Annotated in this window: 16 protein-coding genes; all 16 read left to right on the forward strand. The window is 64.0% G+C overall.

The features are described 5' to 3' along the window. The first annotated feature begins 99 nt into the window (after nucleotides 1-99). Entirely contained in the window at nucleotides 100-1392 is a 1293-nt protein-coding gene (lysA, locus tag CEJ45_RS14340; RefSeq protein ID WP_088755768.1) for a diaminopimelate decarboxylase, read from the forward strand. A gap of 324 nt (nucleotides 1393-1716) precedes the next feature. After that, a complete protein-coding gene (locus tag CEJ45_RS14345; RefSeq protein ID WP_088755769.1) occupies nucleotides 1717-2637 on the forward strand; it encodes a phage tail protein in 921 nt (306 codons plus the stop codon). Between the two features lie 257 nt (nucleotides 2638-2894). Continuing rightward, the gene (locus tag CEJ45_RS14350; protein ID WP_088755770.1) at nucleotides 2895-4352 is read left to right on the forward strand and encodes a high affinity choline transporter 1; all 1458 of its coding nucleotides are present in this window, start codon (nucleotides 2895-2897) and stop codon (nucleotides 4350-4352) included. 198 nt (nucleotides 4353-4550) lie between these two features. Beyond that, nucleotides 4551-5297, forward strand: a complete 747-nt coding sequence (gene otsB, locus CEJ45_RS14355) for a trehalose-phosphatase (protein ID WP_088755771.1) — start codon at nucleotides 4551-4553, stop codon at nucleotides 5295-5297. 83 nt (nucleotides 5298-5380) lie between these two features. After that, entirely contained in the window at nucleotides 5381-7270 is a 1890-nt protein-coding gene (locus CEJ45_RS14360; RefSeq protein WP_088755772.1) for a glycoside hydrolase family 15 protein, read from the forward strand. Beyond that, nucleotides 7270-8664 carry an alpha,alpha-trehalose-phosphate synthase (UDP-forming) gene (gene otsA, locus CEJ45_RS14365; protein WP_088755773.1) on the forward strand — a complete coding sequence of 465 codons (1395 nt, stop codon included), beginning with the start codon at nucleotides 7270-7272 and terminating at the stop codon, nucleotides 8662-8664. The genes CEJ45_RS14360 and otsA overlap by 1 nt, the downstream gene beginning before the upstream one ends. A gap of 177 nt (nucleotides 8665-8841) precedes the next feature. After that, nucleotides 8842-9198 (forward strand): FmdB family zinc ribbon protein, encoded by a 357-nt coding sequence (locus CEJ45_RS14370; RefSeq protein ID WP_088755774.1) that lies wholly within the window; start codon nucleotides 8842-8844, stop codon nucleotides 9196-9198. Between the two features lie 19 nt (nucleotides 9199-9217). Beyond that, the gene (locus CEJ45_RS14375; protein ID WP_088755775.1) at nucleotides 9218-9853 is read left to right on the forward strand and encodes a DUF502 domain-containing protein; all 636 of its coding nucleotides are present in this window, start codon (nucleotides 9218-9220) and stop codon (nucleotides 9851-9853) included. Between the two features lie 96 nt (nucleotides 9854-9949). After that, nucleotides 9950-11755, forward strand: coding sequence for an aspartate--tRNA ligase (gene aspS, locus CEJ45_RS14380; protein WP_017451842.1), 1806 nt, complete (start codon nucleotides 9950-9952; stop codon nucleotides 11753-11755). 301 nt (nucleotides 11756-12056) lie between these two features. Next, nucleotides 12057-13358, forward strand: coding sequence for an MFS transporter (locus tag CEJ45_RS14385; RefSeq protein ID WP_088755776.1), 1302 nt, complete (start codon nucleotides 12057-12059; stop codon nucleotides 13356-13358). A gap of 8 nt (nucleotides 13359-13366) precedes the next feature. Further along, on the forward strand, nucleotides 13367-14596 hold the full coding sequence (locus tag CEJ45_RS14390; protein ID WP_088755777.1) for a metal-dependent hydrolase family protein: 1230 nt from the start codon (nucleotides 13367-13369) through the stop codon (nucleotides 14594-14596). A 120-nt stretch (nucleotides 14597-14716) separates the two neighbouring features. Then, nucleotides 14717-15622 (forward strand): LysR substrate-binding domain-containing protein, encoded by a 906-nt coding sequence (locus CEJ45_RS14395; RefSeq protein ID WP_088755778.1) that lies wholly within the window; start codon nucleotides 14717-14719, stop codon nucleotides 15620-15622. 50 nt (nucleotides 15623-15672) lie between these two features. Continuing rightward, entirely contained in the window at nucleotides 15673-16176 is a 504-nt protein-coding gene (gene nudB, locus CEJ45_RS14400) for a dihydroneopterin triphosphate diphosphatase (protein ID WP_088755779.1), read from the forward strand. 52 nt (nucleotides 16177-16228) lie between these two features. Then, on the forward strand, nucleotides 16229-17026 hold the full coding sequence (locus CEJ45_RS14405; protein WP_088755780.1) for an endonuclease/exonuclease/phosphatase family protein: 798 nt from the start codon (nucleotides 16229-16231) through the stop codon (nucleotides 17024-17026). A gap of 2 nt (nucleotides 17027-17028) precedes the next feature. Then, nucleotides 17029-18192 (forward strand): phospholipase D-like domain-containing protein, encoded by a 1164-nt coding sequence (locus CEJ45_RS14410; RefSeq protein WP_088755781.1) that lies wholly within the window; start codon nucleotides 17029-17031, stop codon nucleotides 18190-18192. Between the two features lie 136 nt (nucleotides 18193-18328). Continuing rightward, complete coding sequence (locus CEJ45_RS14415; protein WP_088755782.1) at nucleotides 18329-19504, forward strand: acetyl-CoA C-acetyltransferase; 1176 nt, start codon at nucleotides 18329-18331, stop codon at nucleotides 19502-19504. Nucleotides 19505-19507 lie beyond the last annotated feature (3 nt).

The raw sequence follows: 19507 nt of genomic DNA on the forward strand, positions 1-19507 counted from the left end.
TCGCGCTGCAACGCGGCCGGTCCCCCCGGTGATGAGGGCGGGGACTGCGCCGGACGACTCCACCGAACTGCTTTTTTCCGCTGACTTTTCCGGATCCCCATGTCCCACTTTTCCTACCGCAATGGCGCGCTGCACGCCGAAGACGTCTCCCTGCAAGCCCTGGCCGACCAGTTCGGTACCCCGCTCTACGTCTATTCCAAGGCGGCGCTGGTGCAGAATTTCTCGGCCTATGCCGATGCCTGCCGCGCGGCAGGCCGTGACCAGGGCGGCAAGGGTGGCGCGCTGGTGTGCTACTCGGTCAAGTCCAATTCCAACCTGGCGGTGCTGAACCTGCTGGGCAAGCTGGGCTCGGGCTTCGACATCGTCTCCGGTGGCGAGCTGCTGCGCGTGGTGGCCGCCGGCGGCGATGCGCGCAAGGTGATCTTCTCGGGCGTGGGCAAGGGCCGCGACGAGATGAAGCTGGCGCTGGAACATGACATCCTCTGCTTCAACGTCGAATCCATCCCCGAGGTGGCGCGCCTGAACGAGGTGGCCGGGTCGCTCGGCAAGCGCGCCCGCATCTCGCTGCGCGTCAATCCCAACGTGGATGCCAAGACCCACCCCTACATCTCCACGGGCCTGAAGGAAAACAAGTTCGGCGTGGCCTACGACGATGCCCTGAACTGCTACCGTGCAGCGGCCGCCCTGCCCAACATCGAAGTGGTCGGCATCGACTGCCACATCGGCTCGCAGCTGCTGGATGACGCGCCGCTGCTCGAAGCGCTGGACAAGGTCATCGACATGGTCGATGCGCTGGAAGCCGAGGGCATCCCCATTCACCACCTCGACATCGGCGGCGGCATCGGCATCCGCTATGACGACGAGCAGCCGGTGGCCATCGGCGACTACCTGGCGCGCGTGTTCGCCCGCGTCGATGCCTGGCGTGCCAGCAAGTACGACGGCCGCCCGATCCAGGTCATGTTCGAGCCGGGCCGCTCGGTGGTCGGCAATGCCGGCCTGCTGCTCACCGAGGTGCAATACCTGAAGCATGGTGAAGAAAAAAACTTCGCCGTAGTCGATGCCGCCATGAACGACCTGATGCGTCCGGCCATGTACGAAGCCTGGCATGGCGTCAAGACAGTGAAGGAAAACGCCGGCCAGCCCCGCATCTATGATGTGGTCGGCCCGGTGTGTGAATCAGGCGACTGGCTGGCCCGCTCGCGCGAACTGGCCATCCACGAGGGCGACCTGCTGTCCCTGATGTCGGCCGGTGCCTACGGCATGACCATGGCCTCCAACTACAACACCCGTGGCCGGGCGGCCGAAGTGCTGGTGGATGGCAACCAGGTCCACCTGGTCCGTGCACGCGAAAATCCCGCCGACCTGTTCGCGCTGGAAAAGATCGCCGACTGACGCAGTTTATTGTCATTTTGCTAAACGGCAGTCCCGGCAACGGGACTGCCGTTTCTTTTTGCACATCGTTTGAGGCGGGATTGTTAATAGCCCGGCAAGTCCCACCCGGCTTGGGCTGCAGATATTTTTTGCAGAGCGGCATTTTTGTTTTGCCTTTCAGAAATTTCGGCGCAAAATAGCCATCCGTCCAAAAAACAAACGCAGCATCAAAACCGCCTGGAGGCGCATGCGCCCGACACCGGAGACCAGGCAGCCATCATGGACGTGAGGGAGCACACCAGGGCCGCCGGGAGGGTGGCCGGTAGCGCATACAGGGGAATTCCAATGCAAGTTCTGGAACGTACAGAGGAAGATCGTGAGCGGCGCGGCGCCAACGAAGGCGCGCAGCCTGCCGGCCACGCCAATGCGGCGCATGAAGCCAGCGAGCCTGCTGAGGGCACACGCCCGTTGATGTCGCCGCAGGCGCTCAGTGAGGAAGAACTGGAAGTCCGTGCCTCGCACATTACCGCAGCGGCGGTCGCAGCCGCCGCCGTGACGGCAGCCGTCGCCACATCGGCCGCCACCGCCAGCCTGCCTTACCAGGACGAAGCGCCCGCCGTGGCGGTGCAAGAGGAACCCGCACCGGCCACCCGGCGGGGACCACGCGGTCCGCGTACCGAACCCGAGGTGCAGGCGTCGACCCGCGGCGCCTTGCTGGTGTCGCTGCTGACCTTGGCCATCATCGGCTTGGCCATGTGGCTGGGTGCCCAATGGCCGCAACGTGCGCTCAAGCCGGTGATGCAGCAATTGCCATCGCTGTCCAAGCCCGCCGCGGCCGAACCGGTGGTGCCGGTGGCCAGCCAGGAGACGGCCGAGCCATCCGCCAGCGACCTTGCACCCGGCCCGGAAGTGATTGCCCAGCTGCAGCAGGAAGCCGACGCAAAAGCCCATCTGCTGGCCCAGAAGCGTGCCAGCGCCGAGGCCCGCCACCGCCGCGAGGATGCCGCCCTGGCCCTGCGCGAACAGCGGCGCCGCGAAGCCGAGGCGCAATTGGCCAATGCCCGTGCGAAGGCCGAACGCGCCCAGGCCGTGGTACCGGTGCCGGAAGTGGTCGAAGTGCAGGCCGTGCCGACGCTGGCCGAGCAGGTCAAGCAATGCAGCGCGCTGTCGGTCTTTGCCCGCGAAAGCTGCCTGTGGAAGTTGTGCGACGGCAAGTGGGGCAAGAACGGCTGCCCCTCCTACGAGCGCAACAACGAAGGCGCCTGATCCCGCTTGGTCCTGCGCTGCCCCTTCCGGTGGCGCGGGATGCTGCACTTCCGCTTCATCTCCCCTGACACATCCTGAATGCCCGCGTCCTGCAGGCGGGAGCAATTCTTGCTTGCCTTGCGGGCGATCCGCGCGCATTGCCCAGCCCGGTTGTGGTCCCGGGGCGACAGATGAAAAGTCTTGCCGCAAGCGGCTTTGCGCGAGGAAGTTGCCGCTATAATGCGCGTTTTTCTTACCCCCCCTGCAAGGAAAAAGGCATGAATGCACTGCTCTGGTTCGTCGTCCTCTACTGGGTCATCTCGGTCGGAATCGGCCTGTATGCCACCCGCTATGTGAAGAGTTCGAAGGACTACGCCGTCGCCGGCCGCTCGCTGCCGATGTCGGTGGTGACCGCGACCGTCTTTGCGACCTGGTTCGGTTCGGAGGCTGTGCTGGGTGTGTCCTCGACCTTCCTCAAGGAAGGCTTGGGCGGCATCGTGGCCGATCCTTTCGGTTCTTCCCTGTGCCTGATCCTGGTCGGCGTGTTCTTCGCCAAGAAGCTCTATCGCATGAACCTGCTGACCATCGGCGACTATTACAAGAAGCGCTTCGGCCGTGCCGCCGAAATGCTGGTGACGATCTGCATCGTCATTTCCTACCTGGGCTGGGTGGCCGCGCAGATCAAGGCACTGGGCCTGGTGTTCAACGTCGTCTCGGGCGGCTACATTCCCATGCACTGGGGCATGATCATCGGCGCCGGCAGCGTGCTGGTCTATACGCTGATGGGCGGCATGTGGGCCGTGGCCATCACCGACTTCCTGCAGATGATCATCGTGGTGGTCGGCATGCTGTATATCGGATATGAAGTTTCCGGCATGGTCGGCGGTCCGGGCGTAGTCATTGCGCATGCCGCGGAGGCCGGCAAGTTCAACTTCTGGCCGGCCGCTGAACTGAAAGACGTACTGTGGTTCTTTGCCGCCTGGATCACCATGATGCTGGGCTCGATCCCGCAACAGGACGTGTTCCAGCGCGTCATGTCCTCCAAGAATGAAAAAGTGGCGCGCAACGCCTCGGTGCTGGGTGGCGTGATCTATTTCTTCTTCGTCTTCATCCCCATCTTCCTGGCCTATTCGGCCACGCTCATCGATCCGGACATGGTCTCGCGCCTGCTGGAAACCGATTCCCAGCTGGTGCTGCCGACCCTCATCATGGAAAAGATGCCGGTGTTTGCCCAGGTGATGTTCTTCGGCGCCTTGCTGTCGGCCATCAAGAGCTGCGCCAGCGCGACCTTGCTGGCACCTTCGGTGACCTTTACCGAGAACGTGCTCAAGGAAATTCGCCCCTGGAAGAGTGACCGTGAATTCCTCTTCTCCATGCGTGCGGTGGTGCTGCTCTTCACGGTGGGCGTGACCACGCTGGCCCTGAACAGCCAGTCCAGCATCTATGAAATGGTCGAGAACGCCTACAAGGTGACCCTGGTGGCTGCCTTCGTGCCGCTGGCCTTCGGCGTCTACTGGCAGCGTGCCACGCGCCAGGGCGCACTGATGGCCATGGTGCTCGGCCTGGTCTCCTGGATCACCCTGGAATACGCCGCCCCCGACGGCCTGTGGCCGCCGCAGCTGGCCGGCCTGCTATTCTCCATCGGCGGCATGGTGGTCGGTTCGCTCATGCCCCAGGTGCTGGCCCCCGTGCCGCCCATGGTGGCGGTGCCCGCCGAGGGCAGCGTCCAGTCCTGATCCCGCTTGCCTGATTGAAACGGTCGCCCGGCCTCGCCGCGCGGCCGTTTTGTCTTTTTGGGGAGGTCATCAGAACTGCTGGGCCAGGCGCTGTCAAAGCAATTCCAACGCCCGGGTTTTCGACATTATTCGATATTTAATTGACAATAATTCGAGATCAAGCCGGAACTTATTTGCTTTCCATCAACCTGAAATGGCATGACTGAGCACACTCGCCCCTACGATGTGTCTGCGGATGCATTGTTTCTGGACTTCGATGGCACCCTGGTCGACCTGGCGCCCCAGCCTGAAGAGATCGTGGTGCCGCCGGAGCTGATCACGCTGCTCCAGCGCATCCAGCAAGAGTCCAACGGCGCGCTGGCCATTGTCAGCGGCCGCCCGCTGGATCAGCTGGACTTCTTCCTGGCCCCGCTGCGCCTGCCGGCCGCCGGTGTGCATGGCGCCGAGCGCCGCACGGCCGATGGCCGCATCCTGCAGCAGCCGGTGCCGGACGTGCATCACCTGCGCGAGCGCCTGCTGCCGCTGGTGGAGTCGCATCCCGGCCTGCAGCTGGAACTCAAGCGCGGCGCGCTGGCGCTGCATTACCGCCATGCCGCCCACCTGGAACAGCGCTGCGTGGAGACCATGATGGACGCGCTGCGCCACGAACCTGGCTTCACCCTGCTGCACGGCAAGATGGTGGTGGAAGCCAAGCCGCACATCAACAAGGGCGACGCCGTCGCCGCTTTCCTGCATGAAGCGCCGTTTCGCGGCCGCCGCCCGGTCTTCATCGGCGACGACGTCACCGACGAAGCCGGGTTTGCCATCGCCCAGGGTGAAGTCTTCGGCGGGCTCGGCATCAAGATCGGTGCCGGCCCCAGCCAGGCCCTGCAGCGGCTGGCTGATCCGGCCGCCGTATTGGACCTGCTGCGCCAGAGCGTGGAGGTGCGCAGCACCTCCGCATAGCCGTTTTGCCGGCATCTTTGCCGGCCCGCAGCACATCGCCTTCCATCAAGAAATCTGACCCACAGAACAGAGCACGAGGAACCATGAGCCAGCCCAGCCCCGATCCGCAGCAAGAAGCGCAACCGCAGCCGCATTCCCAGACGCAGCACACCGAACAACCGCACCTGGCCGCCCAGGCGCACGACATGCCCTCGACCTCCTCGCTGGAGCTGGGCGTGATCGGCAATTGCGCCTTCTCGGCGCTGGTGGACAAGATGGGCCGCATCGTCTGGTGCTGCCTGCCGCGCTTTGATGGCGATCCGGTCTTCAATGCGCTGCTCGATCCCACCGACAACGGCGCGCTGTGGGCTTTCCAGCTGGAGAACTTTTCCCACAGCGAGCAGTGGTATGAACCCAATACCGCCGTGCTGCGCACCCGCCTGTACGACACGCTGGGCCAGGGCATCGAGATCACCGACCTGGCGCCGCGCTTCCAGAGCCGCGGCCGTTTCTTCCGTCCGCTGCAGCTGGTGCGCCGCATCCATCCGCTCTCGGGTGCGCCGCGCATGCGCGTGGTGCTGCGTCCCAAATTCGACTGGGGCCGCGAAGTGCCGCCGCAGACGCGTGGCAGCAACCATATCCGCTATGTCGGCCAGGAGCAGACCCTGCGCCTCAATACCGATGCGCCCATCAGCTACATCGTCGACGAGACCGCCTTCGTGGTCAGCCGCCCCTACAACTTCATCCTCGGCCCGGACGAAACCCTGCATGGCGGCATCAACGATACCGCCCGCGATTTCGAGCAGGAAACCACCGCCTATTGGCGCAACTGGAGCCGCGCCCTGGCCACACCGCTGGAATGGCAGGATGCCGTCATCCGCGCCGCCATCACGCTCAAATTGTCGGTCTATGAAGATACGGGCGCGATCATCGCCGCCATGACCACCAGCGTGCCCGAAGCACCGGGCAGCCAGCGCAACTGGGACTATCGTTATTGCTGGCTGCGTGACGCTTTCTTCGTGGTGCGGGCCCTCAACAGCCTCTCCGAGCTGGGCACCATGGAAGACTACCTGCGCTGGCTGACCAATGTGGTGGTGCGTTCCGGCGGCGGCCACGTGCAGCCCCTGTACGGCATCGGCCTGGAAGAAGCGCTGCCCGAACAGATCCTGGATCACCTGCCGGGCTACCAGCACCACCAGCCGGTGCGCGTGGGCAACCAGGCGTATGAACATTTCCAGCACGACGTCTACGGCAACATCGTGCTGGGCGCGGCGCAGGCTTTCCACGACATGCGCCTGCACCATCGCGCCGGTGCCGAGCACTTCCAGCATCTGGAGGCCGTGGGTGAACGCGCCTACGAGGTCTACAACCAGCCCGATGCCGGCATGTGGGAGCTGCGTACCCGCTCGCGCATCCATACCTCCTCGGCGCTGATGAGCTGGGCCGCCTGCGACCGCCTGGCCAAGATCGCCGCCCGCGTGGACCTGCCCGAGCGGGCCCGCTACTGGGGCGACCGCGCCAAGGAAATCGGCGACCGCATCCTTACCGAAGCCTGGAATGAACAGCGCCAGGCCTATGCCGAAAGCTTCGGCGGACGCGACCTCGACGCCAGCGTGCTGCTGATGGTGGAAGTGGGCCTGATCTCGCCGACCGATCCGCGTTTCATCTCCACCGTGGAAGCGCTGGAGAAGTCGCTCTGCGACGGGCCCTACATGCGCCGCTACGAAGCCCCGGATGATTTCGGCCGTCCCGAGACCGCCTTCAACATCTGCACCTTCTGGCGCATCGATGCGCTGGCGCGCATCGGCCGCAAGGAGCAGGCGCGCGAGATCTTCCAGGCCATGCTGGATGCGCGCAACCACCTGGGCCTGCTGTCCGAGGATACGCACCCGGTCACGCGCCAGATGTGGGGCAACTTCCCGCAGACCTATTCGATGGTGGGCATCATCAACTGTGCGATGCGCCTGTCGGCTTCGTGGGAGGCGGTGATCTGATGGGCAGACTCGTCGTCGTTTCCAATCGCCTCGCCGATCCCCGCAAGCCGGCTGCGGGCGGCCTGGCCGTTGCCCTGGGCGAAACCCTCAAGAAGACCGGCGGACTCTGGTTCGGCTGGAGCGGCAAGGTCGTCGAGAACGGTACGCCCGGCGAGGGCGAGTTGCGCGTCAACCAGGCCGGGCCGGTCACCCTGGCCGAACTGGACCTGTCGCAGGAAGACCATGATGCCTACTACCGCGGCTACGCCAATGGCGTGCTGTGGCCGGTCTTCCACTATCGACTGGACCTGGCGCATTTCGAAGCCGGCCACCTGGGTGGCTATCGCCGGGTCAACCAGCTTTTCGCGCGCAAATTGTTTCCGCTGTTGAAGCGCGATGACATCGTCTGGATCCACGATTACCACCTCATCCCGCTGGCTGCCGAACTGCGCGCCATGGGCTGCGAGGCGCGCATCGGCTTCTTCCTGCACATCCCGCTGCCGCCGCCGCCCATCCTGACTGCCATCCCTTCGCATGAATGGCTCATGCGCGCACTGTTTGCCTATGACCTGGTGGGCTTCCAGAACCACGCCGACCTGCAGCACTTCGCCCAGTACGTCCAGGCCGAAGCGACCGCCGAGCCGGTCGGACCCAACCAGTTCCGCGCCTTCAACCGCACGGTGCATGCCAATGCCTTCCCGATCGGCATCGACGTGGCCGAATTCCAGCGCCTGGGCCAGGCCAAGGAAGCGCGCGACACCTATGAAAGCACCAAGGCCGAGTATTCGCGCCGCCGCCTGCTGATCGGCGTGGACCGGCTGGATTATTCGAAGGGCCTGCCGCAGCGCATCCGCGCCTTCCGCGAACTGCTGCGCCTGTATCCGGAAAATCGCCACAGCGCTACCTTGCTGCAGATCGCCTCGCCCAGCCGTGAAGACGTGGAAGCCTACGGCGACATCCAGCGCGAACTGGAAAGCCTGTGCGGCTCCATCAACGGCGACTTCGGCGACTTCGACTGGATGCCGATCCGCTACATCCACCGTACCGTGGCGCGCCGCCGCCTGCCGGGTTTGTACCGCGCCTGCGCGGTGGCGCTGGTGACGCCCCTGCGGGACGGCATGAACCTGGTGGCCAAGGAGTTCGTCGCCTCCCAGGATCCGGACGATCCGGGCGTCCTTGTGTTGTCGCGCTTTGCCGGGGCGGCCGAGCAGATGAAACAGGCGCTCATCATCAACCCCTACGACACCCACGGTGCCGCCCAGGTCATCCAGCAGGCCCTGCAGATGTCGCAGGGCGAACGGCGCGAGCGCCATGCCGCGCTGATGGAGAACATCCGCCGCTTCGACGTGCATTGGTGGTGCCGTGAATTCCTTGACACGCTGCGCAGCAGCCGCGCCGCCCCGGTGGACAGTTGAGCCGGGTGCCCGCGCCGCCCGGCGAGCGTAGTGAATAAAATTGCAAAATGGCAAAATTTGCCTGGCGCGACGGTGCATGCCGTCGCGCCAGCGCATCGCCTGCGCGGGCAGGTTCACTAAAACTCCGCCAAAAGCCTTTATAATTCAGGGTTTTGGAAGTTTTTTGCGGAGTTAGTCATGCCCATTTACGCGTATCGCTGCGAAGCGTGTGGTTTTGCCAAGGATGTCTTGCAGAAGATCTCTGACGATGCGTTGACCGTTTGCCCATCTTGCAACAAGGACAGTTTCCGCAAGCAGTTGACTGCGGCCGGTTTCCAGTTGAAGGGTTCGGGCTGGTACGTGACCGATTTCCGGGGCAATGGCAGTGGCACGGCCAACAGCAAGGGTGCCAATGGCACCGGCATCGCCGGGTCCACCGACGCCCCCGCTGCGGCCGCAGAAGCGCCTGCTGCCGCTACGGCGGCTCCGGCTGCTGCGCCCGCACCGGCGGCGGCTGCCCCTGCGGCGGCACCGTCCACCCCCAGCGCCAGCTAACGAGGTCTTCCTTTCCCCCATGCGCAAATACTTCATCACGGGTCTGCTGATCCTGGTCCCCCTGGCCATCACGCTGTGGGTACTGAACCTGATCATCAGTACCATGGACCAGTCGCTGCTGCTGCTGCCGGAAGCATGGCGGCCGGCGCATTGGCTGGGCCACAACATTCCCGGCCTGGGCGCGATCCTGACGCTGCTGATCGTGTTCCTCACCGGCCTGGCCGCGCGCAATTTCATCGGCCGCCGCCTGGTGCTGCTGTGGGAAGGCCTGCTGACCCGCATTCCGGTGGTGAAGTCGATCTATTCCAGCGTCAAGCAGGTCTCCGATACGCTGTTCTCGCCCTCCGGCAACGCCTTCCGCAAGGCCGTGCTGATCCAGTACCCGCGCCAGGGTTCGTGGACCATCGCCTTCCTGACCGGCACGCCCGGTGGCGAGGTCAAGAACCACCTGCAGGGCGAGTTCATCAGCGTGTATGTGCCCACCACCCCCAACCCGACTTCCGGTTTCTTCCTGATGCTGCCGCGTGCCGATGCCATCGAGCTCGACATGTCGGTGGATGCAGCCCTGAAGTACATCGTCTCCATGGGCGTGGTCGCCCCCGAGATGGTCACCGACAAGAAGATCATCACCGACGCGGCGGCGCCGAAGAATTGAGGGGGCGGCCGGCAGTCCGCTGCCCGGCCAGCCCCGCCTTCGCCCTTAGCGTCTTCTCTGAAATCCAACAAGAACACTGTCAACGGAATCACAACCATGTCCATGCGAACCCAATACTGTGGCCTCACTACCGAGGCACTGCTCGGCCAAACCGTCAGCCTCTGCGGCTGGGTGCACCGTCGCCGCGATCACGGCGGCGTGATCTTCATCGACCTGCGCGACCGCGAAGGCCTGGTCCAGGTGGTCTGCGACCCGGATCGCGCGGATGTCTTCAAGAACGCCGAATCGGTGCGCAACGAGTTCTGCCTGCGCATCACGGGTCTCGTGCGCAACCGTCCGGAAGGCACCACCAACGCCAACCTGAAGTCGGGCAAGATCGAAGTGCTGTGCCACGAACTGGAAGTGCTGAACCCGTCGGTGACGCCGCCGTTCCAGCTCGATGACGACAGCCTGTCCGAAACCACCCGCCTGACCCACCGCGTGCTGGACCTGCGTCGTCCGCAGATGCAGAACAACCTGCGCCTGCGCTACAAGGTGGCCATGGAAGTGCGCAAGTTCCTGGATGCACAAGGCTTCATCGACATCGAAACCCCGATGCTGACCAAGTCCACCCCGGAAGGCGCCCGCGACTACCTGGTGCCCTCGCGCGTGAACGCCGGTGAATTCTTTGCCCTGCCGCAATCGCCCCAGCTGTTCAAGCAGCTGCTGATGGTGGCCAACTTCGACCGCTACTACCAGATCACCAAGTGCTTCCGCGACGAAGACCTGCGTGCTGACCGCCAGCCGGAATTCACCCAGATCGACTGCGAAACCTCCTTCCTCAACGAACAGGAAATCCGTGACCTGTTCGAAGGCATGATCCGACTGGTCTTCAAGAACGCGCTGGACATCGACCTGCCGAACCCGTTCCCGGTGATGGACTTCGCCACCGCCATGGGCATGTATGGTTCGGACAAGCCGGACATGCGCGTCAAGCTCGAATTCACCGAGCTGACCGATGTCATGAAGGACGTGGACTTCAAGGTCTTCTCGGGCGCTGCCAACAGCGAAGGCGGCCGCGTGGTCGGCCTGCGCGTGCCGGGCGGTGCGGAAATGCCGCGTTCGGAAATCGACGCCTATACCCAGTTCGTCGCCATCTACGGCGCCAAGGGCCTGGCCTACATCAAGGTCAATGAAAAGGCCAAGGGCCGTGACGGCCTGCAGTCGCCCATCGTCAAGAACATCCACGATGCGGCCCTGAACGCCATCCTGGAAAAGACCGGCGCACAAGACGGCGACCTGATCTTCTTCGGTGCCGACAAGGCCAAGGTGGTCAACGACGCCATCGGCGCGCTGCGCGTGAAGATCGGCCACAGCGAATTCGGCAAGAAGAACGGCCTGTTCGACGACGCATGGCGTCCGCTGTGGGTGGTCGACTTCCCCATGTTCGAATACGACGAAGACGGCCAGCGCTGGGTGGCCCTGCACCACCCGTTCACCTCGCCCAAGGATGGCCACGAAGACTTCATCTCGACCAACCCGGGTGCGGCCATCGCCAAGGCCTACGACATGGTCCTGAACGGCTGGGAACTGGGCGGCGGCTCGGTCCGTATCCACCGCGCCGACGTGCAGAGCAAGGTGTTCCGCGCCCTGAAGATCGATGACGAAGAAGCCCGCCTGAAGTTCGGCTTCCTGCTGGACGCCCTGCAATACGGCGCGCCCCCGCACGGCGGCATCGCCTTCGGCCTGGACCGTCTGGTCACCATGATGGCCGGTGCCGAATCGATCCGCGACGTGATCGCCTTCCCCAAGACCCAGCGCGCCCAGTGCCTGCTGACCCACGCCCCTTCGGAAGTGGACGAGAAGCAGCTGCGCGAGCTGCACATCCGCCTGCGCAATACCGAGCCGGCAGTGAAGGCCTGATCGATTCAGCGACTCATCGATTCATCGATTCGACATTCATCTCCTCATCAATTCATCGATGGGGTTGATGAATCGAAGAGGGCAGCCACAAAAAGCGCGTGCAGAAATGCACGCGCTTTTTTCATTGTGGAAGCGGATTCATAAAAGATATAAACAATATAAAAAATTAATACGGGAAATCCTCATATCATTTACGCATGCATGCGCACAGAGCATGGCTGCATGCACAGATATCATTTCCGCCTGCCTCCCGCTGACCCTATTATCGGCCGCATATCAACGTCTGACATGAGGGGAGAGCATGCAAGCAACGACATTACCAGCCGGCGGGATTCCGGTGGTCACCAACCACCAGCGCCGTCGCGCGATCATTGCCACCGTGATCGGCAATGGTCTCGAATGGTTCGACTTCACCGTCTACAGTTTCTTCGCGGTGATCATCGCCAAGCTGTTCTTCCCGACCGGTAACGACCTGACGTCCCTGCTGCTGGCAGTGGCGACTTTCGGTGTCGGTTTCTTCATGCGTCCGGTGGGCGGCATCCTGCTGGGCATCTACGCTGACCGCGTGGGCCGCAAGGCGGCGTTGTCGGTCACCATCCTGCTCATGGCGGTGGGCACCACCATGATCGGCCTGGCACCGACCTATGAAAGCGTGGGCCTGTTCGCCCCGCTCATCATCGTCGTGGCGCGCCTGCTGCAAGGCTTCTCGGCCGGCGGCGAGATGGGCAGTGCCACCGCCTTCCTGACCGAATACGCGCCCGAGCGTGAACGCGCCTATTACTCCAGCTGGATCCAGGCCAGCATCGGCGTGGCCGTGCTGCTGGGTGCGGCCGTCGGCACCTTCGTCACCACCAGCCTGGAACCGGAAGCCCTGGCCAGCTGGGGCTGGCGACTGCCCTTCCTGCTGGGCATCATCATCGGCCCGGTCGGTTACTACATCCGCAATCACCTCGAAGAAACCCCGACCTTCCTCGAAGAAAAGGACAAGACCGATTCGCCCTTGAAGGAAGTGATCCGCAACTTCCCGCGCGAGACCTCGGCCAGCTTTTCGATGGTCATCCTGTGGACGGTCTGTACCTATGTGCTGCTGTTCTACATGCCGACCTACTCGGTGAAGGTGCTGAAGCTGCCGCAAACCACCGGCTTCATCGCCGGCATGGTGGGTGGACTCTGCATCATGGTGCTGGCCCCCATCGTTGGCCGCCTGGCCGACCGCATCGGACGCCGTCCGCTGCTCTCCGGTGCCGCCGCGCTGATCCTGGTGCTGGCCTATCCCATGTTTGCCTGGATCAACAGCGCACCCAGCCTGACCACCCTGCTGGTCTTCCAGCTGGTCTTCGGCACCCTGATCGCGGCCTACACCGGCCCCATCCTGGCGGCTTTCTCCGAACTGTTCCCGGCCAAGGTGCTTTCCACCGGACTGTCGGTGGCCTACAACCTGGCCGTGACCATCTTCGGCGGCTTTGCTTCCTTCTTCATCACCTGGCTGATCGCTGCCACCGGCAACAACATGGCCCCGGCCTTCTACGTGATGATCGCCGCTGCCATCAGCTTCGTCGGCACCCGCTTCGTGCGTGAGCCGCAGTACCTGCAACAACATTGAAATTCGCCATGACCAAGATTCTCCTGAAGGGCGGCAACGTCCTCGACCCGGCACTGGGCAGCCTGTTCCCGCGCCATGATGTCCTGATCGAAAAAGACCGCATCATCGATGTCTCCGCCACGCCTCTTGAAGTGAGCGGCGCACGCGTGATCGACGTCACCGGCAAGACCGTCATGCCCGGCCTGATCGATTGCCACGTGCACGTGCTGGCCTCGCTGGCCAACCTGGGCCTCAATGCCTTGCAACCCGGCTCGCTGACTTCGATCCGCGCCTTGCCCATCGTCGAAGCCATGTTGAATCGCGGCTTCACCAGCGTGCGGGATGCCGGTGGTGCCGACTGGGGCCTGGCGCAAGCCATCGCCATCGGCCTGGTACCGGGCCCGCGCATCTTCCCCTCGGGCAAGGCGCTGTCGCAGACCGGCGGCCATGGCGATTTCCGGCCGCGTTCCGATGTGCTGGAGCCCTGCTCATGCGCCTTCCGTGCCGGTGCCATTGCGCGCGTGGCCGATGGTGTGGATGCCGTGCGGCTGGCTGCCCGCGAGGAATTGCAGAAGGGCGCAACCCAGATCAAGATCATGGCCTCGGGCGGCGTTGCTTCGCCGACCGACCCCATCGGCAATACCCAATACAGCGAAGATGAAATCCGCGCCATCGTGGCCGAAGCCGAGGCCGCGCAGACCTACGTGATGGCGCATGCCTACACCGGCCGCGCCATCGCCCGCGCCGTGCGCTGCGGCGTGCGCACCATTGAGCACGGCAACCTGGTCGATGCCGAGGCCGCACGCGTGATGCGCGAGCATGGTGCCTTCGTGGTGCCCACCCTGGTCACCTACGATTCCCTGGCCCGCGACGGTGCGCGCCTGGGCCTGCCGCCCGATTCGGTGGCCAAGATCGAATCGGTGCGCCAGGCTGGCCGCGACTCGCTGCGCATCTATGCCGAACACGGCGTGCAGATGGGCTTCGGCTCCGACCTGCTGGGCGAGATGCATCAGGATCAATCGACCGAGTTCCTGATCCGTGCCGAGATCCTCGGCAACCTGGAAACCATCCGCTCGGCCACTTCGATCGCCGCCGCGATCCTGCAGCGCGACGGCGAACTGGGCACCGTGCGCGCCGGTGCGCTGGCCGACCTGATCGTGGTCGATGGCAATCCGCTGCAGGACATCACGCTGCTGACCGGCCAGGGTGAACACCTGTCGCTGGTCATGCAATCCGGGCACATCCACCGCAGCCGCTGATCGCCGGCACTGCGCATTTACCGTCGCCGCTTTCCGTACACCATCGGAAAGCTGCGGTGGGCATGCTTTTCGCTCTACCATCTCGACCTGGATGAGACCTTTCGAGCCGGAGCGCCGACCATGCGTATATCGCCACTTCCCCCTTTACCTTCGCTGATCGCCTTCGAGGCGGCCATGCGCCATGGCAGCTTCACCCGCGCGGCGGCTGAACTGCATCTCACGCAGAGCGCCATCAGCCGCCAGATTGCCCAGCTGGAGCGCTTTCTCGGCAAGAAGCTGTTCCTGCGCGAGCCGCGCGCACTGCGCCTGACGGTCAGCGGCCAGCGTTATGCGGCGTTGGTGCAGCGCCTGCTGGTCGATTGTGCCGAAGCCACCGAAGACATCATGAAGCGCAAGGGCCACCAGGAACTGACGGTAGCCTGTTCGCAAGGGGTGGCGGTGCTGTGGCTGACGCCACGCCTGGCGCGCTTTCGCGCCCAGCACCCGGATTGCCACCTGCGCCTGGTCGTCAATGACAGCCTGGCCCAGCTGTCAGAAACCGATTTCGACATGGGCATCTACTTCCTGCGCGATGGCCCTCCCTCGGGCCTGGCGGTGCGCCGCCTGTACGACGAAGAAGTGTTCCCGGTCTGTTCCCCGGCCTATCTGAAGGGCCGCACGCTGGCACCCGCCGAGTTGCCCCAGGAGACCCTGCTGATGCTGGAAGACGGGCAGCGGCAGTGGATGTCCTGGCAGAACTGGCTGGCGCACAACGGCGTGGACGACGTGCGCATCGAACAGCAGATCCTGTCCAACCAATATCCGGTGCTGCTGCAACTGGCCATGGAAGGGCAGGGCATCGTGCTGGCCTGGCGTCACATGATCGACGCCTGCATGCAACAAGGACTGCTGGTGCGCGCCTGTGAAGCCAACGCCAGCCTGGGCGGCGGCTATTACGCGGTGTGGCCGCGCGACCGCATCGAGCACGCTGCGGCACGGGCCTTCCGCAGCTGGCTGGTGGCCGAGAGCGAAGCCTCGCTGCTCTGAAACGCTGCCGTCCCGATACAATGGAACCTTTCCCGCATCACGGACAGGCCATGACGCAAGCCAAGCCCTACAAGATTCCCGAATCGGTGCTGGTGGTGATCCACAGCCCCGATCAATACGTGTTGTTGATCGAACGCGCCGACCAGCCCGGCTTCTGGCAATCGGTGACCGGCTCCAGGGACGCCCTCGATGAGCCCTTGTCGGAGACCGCCCGACGCGAAGTGGAGGAAGAAACCGGCATCGTGGTGGCCGATCTCGGCGTAGACTCGGCCCACGATGGCGGAAACCGCGTGCCGCGCGCGCATCTGCGCGACTGGCAACTTTCCAATGTCTATGACATCTATCCGGTCTGGCGGCACCGCTACGCGCCGGGCGTGACCAGGAATACCGAACACGTCTTTGGCCTGCTGGTGCCGCGCGACATCCCGGTGACGCTGGCCCCGCGCGAGCACACCCGCCATGTCTGGCTGCCGTATCGCGAAGCGGCCGACCGCTGTTTCTCGCCCTCCAATGCCGAGGCGATCCTGCAGTTGCCGCGCTACCTGGCCTCCTAGCCAGCGCCAGGCGCGACCGGCACCGGACAAGAACAAGAGAAAGGTTGCATCGATGAAGCTGCGTGTTGCCACATACAACATCCACAAGGGCGTGACCTCGTTTGCCGGCCGCCCGCGCATCCTGGCGCTGAAGCAGGCGCTGGCGCAACTGGATCCGGACATCCTGTTCCTGCAGGAAGTGCAGGGCCGCCATGACCTCAACGCCCTGCGCCACGCCTCCAACTGGCCGCAGCAGGGCCAGCATGAATATCTTGCCGGTGACACCCATCACTCGGCCTACGGCATGAATGCGGTCTATGACCACGGCCATCATGGCAATGCCCTCATCTCGCGCTTTGAAATCGCGTCCATCCGCAACCAGGATGTCTCCGACCATGCCTACGAGTCGCGCGGCATCCTGCATTGCGTGGTGCCCATCGAAGGGGTGGAAGTGCATTGCTACGTGATCCACCTGGGCTTGTTCGCCGGGGGCCGTCGGCGCCAGATCGATGCGCTCATTCAAGCGGTGAGCACGTCCTCGCCGCCCGATGCGCCCCTGCTGATCGCCGGCGATTTCAATGACTGGACCAACCAGCTCAGCCGCACCCTGTACCAGAACCTGGCTGTGACCGAAGTCTTCGACCAGCCGCAACCCACTGCGCGTGGCGTGATGCAGGGCTTGCGCCGGTTGGGTGGCCTGTCGGCGCCGATCCGCCCGGCGCGGACCTTCCCGGCCATGATGCCGTGGCTGCGCCTGGATCGCATCTACGTGCGCGGTTTCCGCGTGGAAACGGCGGAGGTCCTGAAGGATGGCCCTTGGGCGCGCCTGTCGGACCATGCGCCCATCGTCACCGAACTGCAGCTGGCCTGATCTTGCGCCACCTCGCCTTTACCGACGGCAACCAGATTGCGCTGCTGCACAGTGGTGCGGGTTTCTATCCCGCACTGATCAGTGCGATTGATGCGGCGCGCGTCGAGATCTATCTCGAAACTTATATTTTTTCCCTCGATGAGACGGGAATGCTGGTCTGCGAAGCCCTCCAAAGGGCTGCTGGACGCGGTGTTGTGGTCTATGTCATCAATGACTGGCTCGGCACGGGCCGCGAAAATACTAACAAATTGCGCCTAGCGCTGACGGCGGCCGGGGTGCAGCACCGCTCCTTCAATCCCTGGTTCCGGCGCGGCGTGGCGCGCAGCCATCGCAAGCTGTGCGTAGTGGATCGCCAGGTGGCCTTCGTCGGTGGGCTCAACATCAATGACGACATGGTCTCCGACCGCGACCATGCCATGCCCTTGCCCGCACCGCGTTGGGATTTCGCCGTGAGCGTGGTGGGGCCGCTGGTGCAGGACATCTATCGTGAAGTCCAGGCGCAATGGCTGCGTGTGGGGCGCATGAAACTGAAGGCGCGCTGGCGCAACTTCAAGCACCTGCGCCATGGCCATCCGGGCCCGGTGCATGACCAGACCCAGGCCGCGCTGGTGGTGCGCGACAATTTCCGCAACCGGCGCACCATCCAGCGCGCCTACCTGCAGGCGCTGGGGCGTGCCCGCGAGAGCGCCTTCCTCGCCAATCCGTATTTCGCGCCGGGCCGCAAGATGCGCCGCGCGCTGGAAGAGGCCGCCATGCGCGGGGTGAAGGTGACCCTGCTCTTGGGGGTAGGGCAGTTCGTGATGCAGGATGCGGTGGCGCATTCCTTCTATCCGAAGCTCCTGCGCGCGGGGGTGCGCATCGTGGAATACACCCATACCGAGCTGCATGCCAAGGTAGCCGTGGTGGACGACAAATGGGCGACGGTGGGATCGAGCAACTATGACGGGCTCTCGCTGTTCGTCAACCAGGAAGCCAACGTGGTGGTCCAGGATCCGGCCTTCGCCGCTTACCTGCGCCAGGAGATCGAGGCCGGTGCGGCCGGGGGCAGGGTGGTGCACCTGTCGGACTTCCTGCACGTGCCCTGGTACAAGCGCGCCGCGTATGGTGCCGCCTTCCTCCTTTATCGCACGGTAATTCACATCATCACGCTGGGAAAAGACGCCTGAGTCTTTCTGCCGGGTGTTTGATTTACCGAAAATTCACTATATCGCGTTCCAAGCTGAAATCGAATAAGATGACCATCCCGGTTTTCGAAGGACAGCCGTGCGCGGCTGCCTGCCATTTCAATAAAAGGAGCGAGTTATGGATGATGTGGTCATTGTCGCAGCACAGAGAACGGCGATCGGCAAATTCGGCGGATCCTTGTCGAAGATTGCGGCGGCCGATCTGGGTGCGCAAGTCATCAAGGCCCTGCTGGCCAAGACCGGCATCAAGCCGGAAGCCATCAGCGAAGTCATCCTCGGCCAGGTGCTGACCGCTGGCCTGGGCCAGAACCCGGCGCGCCAGTCGGTCATCAAGTCCGGCCTGCCTGACATGGTCCCGGCCTTCGTGGTCGGCAAGGTCTGCGGCAGCGGCCTGAAGGCGGTGCAGCTGGCGGCGCAGGCGATTCGCTGCGGCGACGCGCAGATCGTCATCGCCGGCGGCCAGGAGAACATGAGTGCCTCGCCGCACGTGCTCAACAACTCGCGTGACGGCTTCCGCATGGGAGACGCCAAGCTGACCGACACCATGATCGTGGATGGTTTGTGGGACGTCTACAACCAGTACCACATGGGCATCACCGCCGAGAACGTGGCCAAGAAGTTCGAGATCAGCCGCGAAGAGCAGGATGCTTTTGCTGCCGCCTCGCAGAACAAGGCTGAAGCAGCGCAGAAGGCCGGCAAGTTCAAGGATGAGATCGTGCCCATCGAGATCAAGGGCAAGAAGGAAACCGTGGTCTTCGATACCGATGAATTCGTCAAGCACGGCGTGACCGCTGAGGCGCTGGCGGCGCTGCGTCCGGCCTTCGACAAGGCCGGTACGGTGACGGCCGGCAACGCCTCGGGCATCAACGATGGCGCAGCGGCCGTGGTGGTGACCTCGGCCAAGCTGGCCGCCGAACTGGGCCTGCCGGTGCTGGCCAAGATCAAGGCCTATTCCTCGGCCGGCCTGGATCCCAGCATCATGGGCATGGGCCCGGTGCCGGCATCGCAGCTGACCCTGAAGAAGGCAGGCTGGACTGCACAGGACCTGGACCTGATGGAAATCAACGAAGCCTTCGCTGCGCAAGCCATTGCGGTGAACAAGCAGATGGGCTGGGACACCAGCAAGATCAACGTCAACGGTGGCGCCATTGCCCTGGGCCACCCCATCGGTGCCTCTGGCTGCCGCGTGCTGGTGACGCTGCTGCACGAGATGGTGCGCCGTGATGCCAAGAAGGGTCTGGCCAGCCTCTGTATCGGTGGCGGCATGGGTGTGGCGCTGGCTGTGGAGCGTTGAGCC

The sequence above is a fragment of the Herbaspirillum aquaticum genome, assembly GCF_002213425.1.
In the GTDB taxonomy this organism is placed as follows: domain Bacteria; phylum Pseudomonadota; class Gammaproteobacteria; order Burkholderiales; family Burkholderiaceae_D; genus Herbaspirillum; species Herbaspirillum aquaticum.

Excerpts from the sequence above, each read along its gene's own strand:
- CEJ45_RS14415 (WP_088755782.1), top strand. The coding sequence starts at position 18,329 with ATGGATGATGTGGTCATTGTCGCAGCACAGAGAACGGCGATCGGCAAA.
- CEJ45_RS14395 (WP_088755778.1), top strand. The coding sequence starts at position 14,717 with ATGCGTATATCGCCACTTCCCCCTTTACCTTCGCTGATCGCCTTCGAG.
- CEJ45_RS14385 (WP_088755776.1), top strand. The coding sequence starts at position 12,057 with ATGCAAGCAACGACATTACCAGCCGGCGGGATTCCGGTGGTCACCAAC.
- otsB (WP_088755771.1), top strand. The coding sequence starts at position 4,551 with ATGACTGAGCACACTCGCCCCTACGATGTGTCTGCGGATGCATTGTTT.
- CEJ45_RS14345 (WP_088755769.1), top strand. The coding sequence starts at position 1,717 with ATGCAAGTTCTGGAACGTACAGAGGAAGATCGTGAGCGGCGCGGCGCC.
- aspS (WP_017451842.1), top strand. The coding sequence starts at position 9,950 with ATGTCCATGCGAACCCAATACTGTGGCCTCACTACCGAGGCACTGCTC.
- CEJ45_RS14375 (WP_088755775.1), top strand. The coding sequence starts at position 9,218 with ATGCGCAAATACTTCATCACGGGTCTGCTGATCCTGGTCCCCCTGGCC.
- lysA (WP_088755768.1), top strand. The coding sequence starts at position 100 with ATGTCCCACTTTTCCTACCGCAATGGCGCGCTGCACGCCGAAGACGTC.
- CEJ45_RS14350 (WP_088755770.1), top strand. The coding sequence starts at position 2,895 with ATGAATGCACTGCTCTGGTTCGTCGTCCTCTACTGGGTCATCTCGGTC.
- CEJ45_RS14370 (WP_088755774.1), top strand. The coding sequence starts at position 8,842 with ATGCCCATTTACGCGTATCGCTGCGAAGCGTGTGGTTTTGCCAAGGAT.
- CEJ45_RS14360 (WP_088755772.1), top strand. The coding sequence starts at position 5,381 with ATGAGCCAGCCCAGCCCCGATCCGCAGCAAGAAGCGCAACCGCAGCCG.
- otsA (WP_088755773.1), top strand. The coding sequence starts at position 7,270 with ATGGGCAGACTCGTCGTCGTTTCCAATCGCCTCGCCGATCCCCGCAAG.
- nudB (WP_088755779.1), top strand. The coding sequence starts at position 15,673 with ATGACGCAAGCCAAGCCCTACAAGATTCCCGAATCGGTGCTGGTGGTG.
- CEJ45_RS14390 (WP_088755777.1), top strand. The coding sequence starts at position 13,367 with ATGACCAAGATTCTCCTGAAGGGCGGCAACGTCCTCGACCCGGCACTG.
- CEJ45_RS14405 (WP_088755780.1), top strand. The coding sequence starts at position 16,229 with ATGAAGCTGCGTGTTGCCACATACAACATCCACAAGGGCGTGACCTCG.